At 73.9% G+C, this 11,132-nt stretch carries 11 protein-coding genes; 8 read left to right on the top strand and 3 right to left on the bottom strand.

Features of this window, described 5'->3' with window-relative positions:
- The first annotated feature begins 23 nt into the window (after positions 1 to 23).
- On the top strand, positions 24 to 563 hold the full coding sequence (locus tag DMB42_RS28740; RefSeq protein ID WP_185844912.1) for a GyrI-like domain-containing protein: 540 nt from the start codon (positions 24 to 26) through the stop codon (positions 561 to 563).
- 157 nt (positions 564 to 720) lie between these two features.
- Complete coding sequence (locus tag DMB42_RS28745; protein WP_185844913.1) at positions 721 to 1,818, top strand: cellulose binding domain-containing protein; 1,098 nt, start codon at positions 721 to 723, stop codon at positions 1,816 to 1,818.
- A 13-nt stretch (positions 1,819 to 1,831) separates the two neighbouring features.
- Here the strand turns inward: DMB42_RS28745 and DMB42_RS55220 are convergent, their stop codons facing one another.
- Positions 1,832 to 1,963: a hypothetical protein gene (locus DMB42_RS55220; RefSeq protein WP_260478008.1), complete on the bottom strand. Its 132-nt coding sequence runs from the start codon at positions 1,961 to 1,963 to the stop codon at positions 1,832 to 1,834.
- Positions 1,964 to 2,335: 372 nt separating this feature from the next.
- On the opposite strand from DMB42_RS55220, the gene DMB42_RS28750 reads away from it, so the two are divergent.
- The 3 genes from DMB42_RS28750 to DMB42_RS28760 are packed head-to-tail and all read left to right on the top strand — an operon-like array spanning position 2,336 to position 4,192.
- Positions 2,336 to 3,175 (top strand): universal stress protein, encoded by an 840-nt coding sequence (locus tag DMB42_RS28750; RefSeq protein ID WP_125638267.1) that lies wholly within the window; start codon positions 2,336 to 2,338, stop codon positions 3,173 to 3,175.
- Positions 3,172 to 3,672 (top strand): HPP family protein, encoded by a 501-nt coding sequence (locus tag DMB42_RS28755; protein ID WP_125638269.1) that lies wholly within the window; start codon positions 3,172 to 3,174, stop codon positions 3,670 to 3,672. Before DMB42_RS28750 ends, DMB42_RS28755 begins: the two co-directional genes overlap by 4 nt.
- Position 3,673: 1 nt before the next feature.
- Positions 3,674 to 4,192: a flavodoxin domain-containing protein gene (locus DMB42_RS28760; protein ID WP_125638271.1), complete on the top strand. Its 519-nt coding sequence runs from the start codon at positions 3,674 to 3,676 to the stop codon at positions 4,190 to 4,192.
- Between the two features lie 51 nt (positions 4,193 to 4,243).
- On the opposite strand, the gene DMB42_RS28765 is transcribed toward DMB42_RS28760, so the two are convergent.
- Positions 4,244 to 6,757: a cation-translocating P-type ATPase gene (locus DMB42_RS28765; RefSeq protein WP_260478009.1), complete on the bottom strand. Its 2,514-nt coding sequence runs from the start codon at positions 6,755 to 6,757 to the stop codon at positions 4,244 to 4,246.
- A 223-nt stretch (positions 6,758 to 6,980) separates the two neighbouring features.
- On the opposite strand from DMB42_RS28765, the gene DMB42_RS53460 reads away from it, so the two are divergent.
- On the top strand, positions 6,981 to 7,460 hold the full coding sequence (locus DMB42_RS53460; RefSeq protein ID WP_185844914.1) for a universal stress protein: 480 nt from the start codon (positions 6,981 to 6,983) through the stop codon (positions 7,458 to 7,460).
- A 100-nt stretch (positions 7,461 to 7,560) separates the two neighbouring features.
- Here DMB42_RS53460 and DMB42_RS55225 read toward each other — a convergent pair whose 3' ends face one another.
- Positions 7,561 to 7,689, bottom strand: a complete 129-nt coding sequence (locus DMB42_RS55225; RefSeq protein WP_260478010.1) for a hypothetical protein — start codon at positions 7,687 to 7,689, stop codon at positions 7,561 to 7,563.
- 204 nt (positions 7,690 to 7,893) lie between these two features.
- On the opposite strand from DMB42_RS55225, the gene DMB42_RS28775 reads away from it, so the two are divergent.
- Together DMB42_RS28775 and DMB42_RS28780 are read left to right on the top strand one after the other, a co-directional pair.
- Positions 7,894 to 8,742: a universal stress protein gene (locus tag DMB42_RS28775; protein ID WP_125638276.1), complete on the top strand. Its 849-nt coding sequence runs from the start codon at positions 7,894 to 7,896 to the stop codon at positions 8,740 to 8,742.
- Positions 8,743 to 8,823: 81 nt separating this feature from the next.
- Positions 8,824 to 11,118: a phosphoketolase gene (locus tag DMB42_RS28780; protein WP_125638278.1), complete on the top strand. Its 2,295-nt coding sequence runs from the start codon at positions 8,824 to 8,826 to the stop codon at positions 11,116 to 11,118.
- Positions 11,119 to 11,132 lie beyond the last annotated feature (14 nt).

The following is an 11,132-nucleotide window of genomic DNA, read 5'->3' on the forward strand; positions in this document are numbered from 1 at the left end:
CCTGCCGATCTTCTGGAGAAGACATGACACCGCGATTGGTGCACTGCGCCCCCGTCACCTGCCTCAACGTCACGGGCATGGGAGAGCCCGGCGGCCCCGAGCACGTCTCGGCCATCCGCGCCCTCTATACCGTGGCCTCCGCCATGGGCGGCCCGGCCGGGCCGCTGGAGGGGCGCTGGTGGGTGGAGGACAGCTCCCTGCCGCCGTTGGAGACCCCGCGCGACCTGTGGCGGTGGCACCTGCTGCTGCCGCTGCCCGGCGTGCCCGAGCCGGGGACGGCCGAGGCGGCCCGGGAGCGGGTACGCGCGTCCGGCGCGGCAGTGGACCGGGTCCAGGTGGTCACGTTCACCGAGGGGGAGTGCGTGGAACTGCTTCACGAGGGCCCCTTCAGCGAGGAGAAGGCGTCGCTGGAGGTGATGGAGGCGTACATGGCCGAGCACGGGCTGACGCGCACCGGCCTGCACCACGAGATCTACCTGACCGATCCCACCGACCCCGAGCCCAGGACGATCCTCCGGCAGCCGGTCACCCGCCCCGCCGGGGAGCTCCCGCGAGAGGGCTGAGACACGGCTTTACGGGACGTGGAAACTGGTCCACGATCACTGCGAGGGGGTGCCGAAACGATCAGAAGGGAGCCCCATGCGGCTCGGCAGGCGATCCTTGGGGGCGGTTGTGCTCACCCTCGGATTTCTCACTTTGGCATTGTTCCTCTCAGCACTCGTGATCGGCCCGACCGGGGAGACGGCCCTCGCCTCCGTCCCCTTGGCGAAGGGCGCCGTGGCGAAGGGCGCCGCCGCGAAGGGCGCCGCGTACGCGATCGTGCCCGCGGCGGCCGACGACGCGCCGCCCACCCGGCCCGGCGGCCTGCGGCCCTGCCCGGTCCCGTTCGCCGCCAATCCGACCGGATACGCCTCCATCTGCTGGGCGGCCTCCTCGGACGACACCGGGATCGCCGGCTACGACCTGTACCGTCTCGACCCCGGCGGTTTCGTCCTGGCCGCGACCACGACCAGCACGGTCGGCGGCTTCTCCGGCGAGCTGAACCACCTGTACACGATGTACGTCGTGGCCAGGGACCTGGCCGGGCACCTCAGCCCGCCCTCCGCCCTGATCACGGTGCCCGCGCTGCTCGGGATGACCCCCAGCACCTCGCCGACCCCGCTGCCGGGCGACCACGTGCCGCCGTCCAAGCCGGCCGGGCTGCGTGACGCCTGCCTCCAGGACTACGCGGGCGTCACGTTCTGCTGGCAGCCGTCCACCGACAACGTGGCCGTGACGGCGTACGACGTCTACCGCGAGACCGCGACGTCGTACAGCAAGGTCGGCACGGTGGTCCCGCCGAGCACGAACTTCGCCGAACCCGGCCTGGTCGTCGGCCGGCGCTACACCTACGTCGTGGTCGCCAAGGACGCGGCCGACAACCTCAGCACGCCGTCCGACCCGCTGTCCGCGCTGGCCAGGGAAGGTCTGCCCAGCCCGACGCCGACGTCCGGCGCGGCGTGCTCGGTGTCGTACCGGGCGATGCCGGCGGGGTCGCGGCTGGACGCCGAGGTCACCGTGCGCAACACCGGCACGGAGGCGGTCGACGGGTGGACCCTGGCCGTCGGCTACCCGGCCTCGGCCGGCGTGCGTCTCGTCTCGGGCTGGTCCGCGAACTGGACCCAGGCCGGTACGGGGCCGGCCGGCACGAACAAGCAGTGGAACAAGGTCATCGGCGTCGGCTCGGCGGTCCAGGTCGGGTTCACCGCCGCGTACGGCGGCCCGCTGCCCGCGCCCGTGAGCTTCGCACTCAACGGGAAGACCTGCGCGGGCGGCTGACGCGCCGCGGAGATCACGCGCCGTCGTCGCCGAAGGGCAGCGGCAGGCGCAGGCCGAGCGTCGCGTAGATCTCCAGCTGGTCGTAGTAGAAATGCTGGCCGGCGACCAGGTCGTCGCGCAGGTGCGAGAACCAGCAGCCCCGCACGCTGATGTGGCCGCCCGGGGGGCCAGCAGCTCGCCCCCGACCGTCAGGTACGGGCCGGTGTGCGTGCCGGTCGCCGTCAGCTCCGTCGAACACCGCAGCACCGCGTCGAGGTCGTGGGCGTTGGCGGCGTCGAGCAGCCGGCGCACGACGTCGCCCGGCGATGGCGGCACCTGTTCCAGGCTGGCTACGTACCCGTGCCGGTACAGCTCACGGGCAAACCATCGCCACCGCCCGGAATACCTTTCCTGAAACGCGTCCGATGCCGGGCTCGGGACCAACGGCCCGGTCATGCGGGACCTCCTCCTCCGGTACGCCGCCGCCGCCCGTACGAGGGTGAAGGCAGAGAGCTTCGACCGGTGAAGGAGACGCGTGATGAGCACTCACATCGTCGTCGGCGTGGACGGGTCCGCCCCGGCGACCGAAGCGGTGGAATGGGCGGCCGCCGACGCCCGGCGGCGGGGCCTGGACCTGCGGATCGTGCACGTGTGCCCCGAGTGGTGGCACGGCGAGAACGTCGAGCACTGCGCCCGCGCCCTGGAGGCGGCCGCCGAGCGGGCCCGCGAGCGGGCCGGCGACGTCAAGGTGACCACGGAACTGCTCACCGGGAACGTCGTCGAGGAGCTGATCCGCGAGTCGGCGACCGCCGACAGCGTGGTCCTGGGCAGCCGGGGGCTCGGCGGGTTCGCCGGGATGGTGGTCGGGTCGGTGAGCGTCGGCGTGGCCGGGCACGCGGCCGGGCCGGTCGTCGTCGTCCGCACGGCCGCCACGGCCGGGCACGCCACGGTGGTGGTCGGCTACGACGGCTCCGACGACGCGCGGGCGGCCATGGAGTACGCCGTCGAGCAGGCCCGTTCCCGCGGGGCCCGCCTGCACGTGGTCTCGGCCTGGCAGGTGCCGGTGTTCTCGCCGTACGCCGTCGCGTACAACAGCCTGATCGAGGAGGCGGTGCGGCAGGCGCGCGAGGCCGCGCACGAGTGCGTCGTCCCCTGGCGGGCGGCCAACCCCGACCTGGTCATCACCGACGAGCAGCCGTGCGCGCACCCGGTCTCGGCCCTGATCCAGGCTGCCGGATCGGCCGACCTGGTCGTGGTCGGGTCGCGGGGCCGGGGCGGGTTCGCCGCCGCCGTGCTCGGCTCGGTCAGCCAGGGCGTGCTGCACCACGTGACCTGCCCGGTCGCGGTGGTCCGCCCCCGGACGGAGGAGCGGTCATGAACGGCTCGCCGACCGCCGGACAGGTGATGAGCCGCGTGCTGGTGGCCGTCCGGCCGGACGAGTCGCCGCTGATGGCCTGGGAGCTGATGCGCCGGGCCGGGGTGCACCACCTGCCGGTCGTCGACGGGCGGCACCTGGTGGGCATCCTGACCCGTGAGCGGCTGGCCGCGTCCTGGTCCGGCGGGCCGCAGGAGCAGGCCGGGCGCGAGGTGCGCGACCTGCTCGCGGGCGTCCGTACGCCCAGGGTCGGGCCCGGCACCTCGCTGAGCCGGGTCGCGGCCGTCATGCTCGACGCCGACGTGGACGCGGTGCCCGTGTTGTCCAGGGAGGGCCTGGTCGGCCTGATCACCGCCCGGGACGTCCTGTCGGTGGTCGCCGGGCGGCTCAAGCCGCGACACGAGCCGAGCGAAGTGGTGACCGGGATGTTCCACCTCGAACCGGTCCTGCCGGAACGGCGGGAGCCGGCCCGGCCGTCCAGGAGCTGGCGGGAGGCGTGACATGAAGGCGCTGGTGGTCTACGAATCCATGTACGGCAACACCGAGAAGATCGCCCAGGCCGTGGCCGAAGGGCTGGCCACCCGGATGCGGGCCGAGGTGGCGGAGGTCGGCTCGGCCCCCGCCCACGTGGGCGGCGACGTCGCGCTGCTGGTGGCGGGCGGCCCGACGCACGTCTTCTCCATGAGCAGGGCCTCCACCCGCGAATCGGCTGCCCAGCAGGCCACCGGCCCGCTGGTCTCCCGGAGCCGGGGCGTACGCGAATGGCTGGCCACGCTGAGCACGTCGTCGGCCGGGCTCTGCTCGGCGGCGTTCGACACCCGCGTGGCCAGGCCCCGCCTGCCGGGCTCGGCCGGTGCCGCGGTCGCCAAGCGGCTTCGCCGCCTCGGCGTCCGGCAGGTCGTGCCGCCGCAGAGCTTCTACGTGACCGGCACCCAGGGGCCGCTCGCGGCGGGGGAGCTGGAACGGGCCAGGCAGTGGGGCGAGAGCCTGGCCGCGTCGTTCCCGGTCCCGGCGTCCTGACGGCCCACGAAGCGGCGCCCGGCGGTCATCCCGCCGGGCGCCGCTTCGTCGTCAGGCCGCCGCCGGGCTGGGGGACGGGTGCAGGATCCGGTCCAGGCGGGCGGCGGCGTACCCGAGCGTGGACAGCGCGATGACGATCAGCAGGTCGCCCGGCGGCAGCGGCTCGGTGCCGAGCAGTTCGCGCAGCGGCGGCAGGTAGAGCCCGGCCAGTTGCAGGACGAGCGCGCCGGCCACGGCGAGCGGCAACATCGGGTTGGCCAGCGAGCGCGGCCGGGTCCGGGTGCCGAGCGCCACGCCGAGCTGGGTGGCGCCGAGGGCGAAGAAGGCCATGCTCTGCCACGCCCGCCCGGTCATCGAGGCCCAGACGGCCACGCCCAGGGTGACGGCGGTGAGCACGACGGCGATGCGGAGCACCCGCTGCCACAACCCCGCCCCCATGATGCTCTGGCCGGGCGGCCGGGGCGGGCCTGACATGGTTCCCGGCACGGTGGGCTCCCCGCCCAGCGCCACGCCGGGCAGGCCGTGGGTGAGCAGGTTGATCCACAGGATCTGGGCGGGCAGCAGCGGGAGCGGAAGCCCGACGAACGGCCCCAGCACCATCACCGCGATCTCGGCCGCGCCGCCCGACAGGCCGTAGACCAGGAAACGGCGGATGTTGGCGTAGACCCGGCGGCCCTCCTCGACGGCCGCGACGACGGTGTCCAGGTTGTCGTCGGCCAGCACCAGGTCGGCGGCCTGCCGGGCGACCTCCGTGCCGCGTTTGCCCATGGCCACCCCGATGTCGGCGCGGCGCAGGGCGGGGCCGTCGTTGACGCCGTCGCCGGTCATCGCCAGGACCTCGCCGCGATCCCGCAGGCCCTGGATGATGTCGAGCTTCTGCTCCGGCGTGGCCCGCGCGTACACGCCGGCCGGCTCCCCGTCGAGCGCGCCGGGCTCGCGGCAGTCGACGACCCGGTCGCCGGCCTCGACGATGCCCAGGTCGGCGGCGACGGCGCGGGCGGTGCCGGGATGGTCCCCGGTGATGAGCACGGGCCTGATGCCGGCCCGCCTGCAGTCGGCCACGGCCGCCGCCGCGGCGGGACGCGGCGGGTCCAGGATCGCGACCAGCCCGAGCAGCGACAACCCGCTCTCCCGTACGGGGGACGGGACGGCGTCCAGGTCGGCGCTGGCCACGGCCAGGACGCGGTAACCGTCGCGGGCGTACCGGTCGGCCTGGGCGGCGGCGCGGGTCAGCAGCGCCGGGTCGTCGGTCAGCACGGCCGGGTCCAGCAGCGCCTCGGGAGCGCCCTTGCAGAGCAGCCGGACACCGCCTTCTGGCAGGAGATGCACCGTGCTCATCCGCTTGCGGCCGCTGTCGAACGGCAGCTCGGCGGCCCTCGGGAAACGTGCCTGGAGGCCCTGGCGGTCGAGGCCGAGCCGGGCGGCGGCGGCCAGCAGGGCCGCCTCGGTCGGGTCGCCCAGCGCCGTCCACTCCTCGCCGGCCTCCTGCGGCGGGCGCAGCCGCGCGTCGTTGCACAACGTCGCGGCCGTCAGCAGCGCGGCGAACGCCTCCGGGCCCGCGCCGCCGGCGACCTCGCCGTCGGGCGCGTAGCCGGAACCGGTGACCGTGGCCTCCGCCGCCGGGGTCCACAGGCGCCGGGCGACCATCCGGCCCTCGGTGAGGGTGCCCGTCTTGTCGGTGGCGAGCACGGTCACCGAGCCCAGCGTCTCGACGGCGGGCAGGTTGCGTACGAGCGCGTCCCGCGCGGCCATCCGGCGGGCGCCGAGGGCCAGGCTCAAGGTCACGACCGCGGGCAGCGACTCGGGCACGGCGGCCACCACCAGGCTGATCGCGGTCACCACCATCAGCTCGACCGGCTGGCCGCGTACCAGGCCCAGCGTCAGGACCAGCGCCGACAGCAGCACCGCGACGGCGGCCAGCATCCGTCCGACCCCCACCAGGCGGCGCTGCAACGGCGTGAGCCCGGCCCCCTTGACCATGAGGGCGGCGATCCGGCCGCTCGCGCTCGCCGCGCCGATCGCGGTGACGACCGCCCGGCCCCTGCCCCGCGCCACGACCGTGCCGGAGGAGACGGCCGCGCCCTCGGCCTTGTCCACGGGTACGGACTCGCCGGTCAGCGCCGACTCGTCGACCAGCAGCGCCGCCGACTCCACCACCTCGGCGTCGGCCGGGACGATGTCGCCCTCGGCGAGCACCAGCAGATCCCCGGCCACGACGTCGCCCGCCGGGATCTGCCGCTGGTGACCGTCGCGCACCACGCGGGCCTCGGGGGTGGCGAGCTCGGCCAGGGCCGCGATGGCGCGGTCGGCGCGTACCTCCTGGGCCACGCCGACGGCCGTGTTGACCACGATCACCAGCGCGATCACGGCGGCGTCGGTCCAGTCGCCGGTGGAGACCGTCAGCGCCGCCGCGATGAGCAGCACGATGATGAGCGGGTCGCGGAGCTGCATGACGACGCGCCGCCACAGCGGGGTGGGCGGCTTGCGCGGGAGCAGGTTGGGGCCGTCCCGCTCCAGGCGCGCGGCGGCCTCGGCCGACGACAGACCGGGAGACGATGGCGTCACGTGGGTGTCCTTCCTGCCCGCCGTGGTCTTCAGGTCGGCGGAGTCGATACGTGGGTCTCAGGACTTAGTCTTGGCGAACGGCGCGGCCGTAAACAGGGACGGCGACGCCGCCCGCCCGCTCCAGCCTGTCGGCCCCGGCCCGTACGGCATCAGGGGCGAAAGTCACGAAAGGCGGGACCTTCGGCCGCTCCGCGCACGGGTACGGCGGGTCGAGGATGAGGGCATGGACGATCGTCGTGTCATGGTCGGGATCGACGGCACCGGTGACTGCGAGGCCGCGCTGCTGTGGGCCGCCGAGGAGGCGGACCGCCGCGGTGCGCGGCTGGTCGTGGTGCACGCCTGGGAGCCCCGGACCGAGCACAGGGCGCCCTACGCGCGTCATCCGGCGGAGCCGGCGGGACTTGAGGAGGCCTGCGCGGGGGTCGTGCTCGATCGCGCGCTCGCCCTGGCCCGGGAGCGGATCCCCGGCGTCGCCGCCGAGGGACGGCTCGTACGGGGACGGCCCGAGGCGGCACTCGCGGAGCGGGCACGCGGGGCCGGCCTGCTGGTGCTCGGCTCCGCCGCGCGGCGCGCGGGGGACGGCAGGCTCGGCGCGGTGTTGCTGACGTGCCTGCGCCTGCAGCCGTGCCCGGTGGTCGTGGTGCCGGCGGCGGGGCCGGGCGGCGTCCGGCCGGCCGGCGCCGACCTCGCCCTGGCCCACTGAGGGGCCCACTGAGAGGGCGCTGAGGGGCCGCCGAGGGTTCTCCGGAAGCGCCGCGCGCCGCCCGGGAAGGCGGTGCGACGCGGGCGCGGACGTCGTCCTGCTACGACTCGGCCGTGACGGCGGCGGCCAGCCGGCGTACCTGCTCCTCCAGTTCGTCGACCCGCTGTTTCAGGGCCAGCAGCTCGGCTTCGAGCGCCGGTGACTGCATGAGCACACGTCCACCGATCACGACGGTTCACCCCTTCGTCTCTTCCGGGACAAGCACCATCGTGCGCCTCCGGACGCGCTTCGGCCAGCGGCGAACGTCCCGGGCCCGGGGGACGACAGCACCCCACCGGGCAGGGTCCTTCGGCCCTGTCCCTGAACGACCTCCGGCCCTGCGAGGAACGGGGGCCGGTGGGGTCCCCTGGGAGGTGACGAAGGAGGCAACATCATGATCGTTGTAGGAGTCGACGGCTCGGTGGCCGCGCGGGCGGCCGTCGTGTGGGCCGCCAACGACGCCTTCCGCCTGCGGACGCCGTTGCGGATCGTGCACGCCGTGGACCGGACGCCGTACCAGATCCACCGGTTCGCCACGGCCTGGATGCCCGACATGCTGATGGACGAGGGACAGCGGATCCTGCGCGAGGCCGAGGCGCTGGCCCACGAGCGTCAGCCGTCCGTCGAGGTGACGACTCTGGACGTCGAGGGCGTGCCCGCGACGGTCCTGCGCGCGCAGGAGAAGGAGGCCACCGAGATCGTGCTCGGCAGCCGCGGCCCCAGCGGGTTCGCCGGCGCGCTGCTGGGCTCGGTCAGCACGAACGTCGCCGGGCACGCCCGCTGCCCCGTCGTGGTCGTACGCGGCGAGCACCAGCAGGTGCGCGGGCAGGTCGTGGCCGGGGTGGACGACTCGCCGGAGTGCGAGCCCGCCCTCGCCCACGCCTTCGAGCAGGCCAGGCTGCGGGGCGCCACGCTGCGGGTGCTGCACGCCTGGCAGCTGCCGGTGCACGCGTTCGCGCCGGAGGCCGCCTACGACCTGGACGAGGTCCGCGCCGCCCAGCACCAGGTCGTCGCCGAGCGGGTGAACGGGTTCGCCGCCGACTACCCGGAGGTGAACGTCCTGCGGGAGGCCCCGACGGCCCATCCGGTGGACGCGCTCACGGCGGCGTCCGACGAGGCCGACCTGCTGGTCGTGGGCTCGCACGGGCGCGGCGGCCTGGGGTCGGCGCTGCTCGGCTCGGTCAGCCGCGGCGTGCTGCACCACGCCCGCTGCCCGGTGGCGGTCGTCCGTGCGCGGGACTGACGCCGCGCGGGACCCTCTGCCCCCCGAGGACGGGACCAAGGGCCCTAGGGAACGCGCACAGCTCAGGAAATCATCGTCGTCATGACCACGTTGCAGCACATCGACGCCTACTGGCGTGCGGCGAACTACCTGTCCGTCGGGCAGATCTACCTGCTGGACAACCCGCTGCTCACCGAGCCGCTGCGCCCCGAGCACGTCAAGCCGCGCCTGCTCGGCCACTGGGGCACCACCCCGGGACTCAACTTCTGCTTCGCCCACCTCAACCGGATCATCGCCGAACGCCGGCAGGACATGATCTACATCGCGGGCCCGGGACACGGCGGGCCCGCCGCGGTCGCGCACGCCTGGCTGGAGGGCTCGTACTCCGAGAAGTACCCCGAGGTCTCGCAGGACGCCGAGGGCATGCGGCGGTTGTTCCGCCAGTTCTCCTTCCCCGGCGGCATCCCCAGCCACGTCGCGCCGGAGACGCCGGGGTCCATCCACGAGGGCGGCGAGCTGGGCTACTCGCTCGCGCACGCGTTCGGCGCGGCCTTCGACAACCCGCGGCTCGTGGTGGCCTGCGTCGTCGGCGACGGCGAGGCCGAGACGGGCCCGCTGGCCGCGAGCTGGCACTCCAACAAGCTGCTCGACCCCTACCGGGACGGCGTCGTCCTGCCGATCCTGCACCTGAACGGCTACAAGATCGCCAACCCGACCGTGCTGGCCCGCATCCCCGAGCAGGAGCTGCTCAAGCTCATGGAGGGGTACGGCTACCGTCCCCACCTGGTCGGCCCGTCGCACGAGGAGATGGCCGCCACTCTCGACACCGTCTTCGACGAGATCGCCGCCTACAAGGAGGGGCGCGTGGACCGCCTCCCCATGATCGTCCTGCGGACGCCGAAGGGCTGGACCGGGCCGCGCGAGGTGGACGGCAAGCCGGTCGAGGGCACCTGGCGGGCCCACCAGGTGCCGCTGTCCGGCGTCCGCGACAACCCCGAGCACCTGGCCATGCTGGAGGAGTGGATGCGCTCGTACCGGCCGGAGGAGTTGTTCGACGCCGACGGCCGTCCGGCGCCCGCCCTATGGGGGACGGTCCCCGACGGGCCGCTGCGGATGAGCGCGAGCCCGCACGCCAACGGCGGCGAGCTGCTGCGCCCGCTGGCCCTGCCGGACTTCCGCGACTACGCGGTCGAGGTCAAGTCGCCCGCGACGCGCTCCACCGAGCCCACCCGGGTGCTGGGGACGTTCCTGCGCGACGTGATCGCCGCCAACCCGCACAACTTCCGGCTGATGGGCCCCGACGAGACCGCCTCCAACCGGCTGTCGGACGTGTTCGAGGTGACCGACCGCGCGTGGGAGGCCGAGATCCTGCCCACGGACGAGAACCTGGCCCCCGGCGGCCGGGTGATGGAGGTGCTGAGCGAGCACCTGTGCCAGGGCTGGCTGGAGGGCTACCTGCTGACCGGCCGCCACGGGCTGTTCAACTGCTACGAAGCCTTCATCCACATCATCGACGCCATGTTCAACCAGCACGCCAAGTGGCTGCAGTCGTCGAAGCGGATCCCCTGGCGGCGGCCCGTCGCCTCCCTCAACTACCTGCTCTCCTCCCACGTCTGGCGGCAGGACCACAACGGCTTCAGCCACCAGGACCCCGGCTTCCTCGACGTCGTGGTCAACAAGAAGGCCGAGGTCGTACGGGTCTACCTGCCGCCGGACGCCAACACGCTGCTGTCGGTGGCCGACCATTGCCTGCGTTCGCGTGACTACGTCAACGTGATCGTCGCGGGCAAGCAGCCGGTGCTCGACCTGTTCACCATGGACGAGGCCGTCGCCCACTGCACCCGCGGCCTCGGCGTCCTGCACTGGGCGTCCACGGACGAGGGCAGCGAGCCGGACGTCGTACTGGCCTGCGCCGGCGACGTGCCCACCCTGGAGACGCTGGCCGCCGCGGCCATCCTGCGCGAACACCTGCCCGAACTGAAGGTACGGGTCGTCAACGTCGTCGACCTGATGCGCCTCCAGCCGCCGTCGGAGCACCCCCACGGCCTGCCGGACGCCGAGTTCGACACCCTGTTCACCACCGACAGACCGGTCGTCTTCAACTTCCACGGCTACCCCTCGCTGATCCACCGCCTCACCTACCGCCGTCACGGCCACCACAACCTCCACGTACGGGGGTTCAAGGAGGAGGGCACCACGACGACGCCGTTCGACATGGCGATGCTCAACGACATCGACCGCTACCACCTGGTCATGGACGTGATCGACCGGGTCCCCGGGCTGGGCGCCACCCAGGCGCACCTGCGCCAGCGGATGGCCGACGCCCGGCTCCAGGCGCGCGCGTACACCCGCGAGCACGGCGAGGACGCGCCCGGCACGCGCGACTGGACCTGGTGACCTCGATGAGCTCC

Source organism: Nonomuraea sp. WAC 01424, assembly GCF_003947315.1.
Lineage (GTDB): Bacteria > Actinomycetota > Actinomycetes > Streptosporangiales > Streptosporangiaceae > Nonomuraea > Nonomuraea spiralis.

Bases quoted from the DNA above. Each gene is read 5' to 3' on its own strand.
- DMB42_RS28740 (WP_185844912.1), top strand. From the start codon at position 24: ATGACACCGCGATTGGTGCACTGCGCCCCCGTCACCTGCCTCAACGTC.
- DMB42_RS28750 (WP_125638267.1), top strand. From the start codon at position 2,336: ATGAGCACTCACATCGTCGTCGGCGTGGACGGGTCCGCCCCGGCGACC.
- DMB42_RS28755 (WP_125638269.1), top strand. From the start codon at position 3,172: ATGAACGGCTCGCCGACCGCCGGACAGGTGATGAGCCGCGTGCTGGTG.
- DMB42_RS28760 (WP_125638271.1), top strand. From the start codon at position 3,674: ATGAAGGCGCTGGTGGTCTACGAATCCATGTACGGCAACACCGAGAAG.
- DMB42_RS53460 (WP_185844914.1), top strand. From the start codon at position 6,981: ATGGACGATCGTCGTGTCATGGTCGGGATCGACGGCACCGGTGACTGC.
- DMB42_RS28775 (WP_125638276.1), top strand. From the start codon at position 7,894: ATGATCGTTGTAGGAGTCGACGGCTCGGTGGCCGCGCGGGCGGCCGTC.
- DMB42_RS28780 (WP_125638278.1), top strand. From the start codon at position 8,824: ATGACCACGTTGCAGCACATCGACGCCTACTGGCGTGCGGCGAACTAC.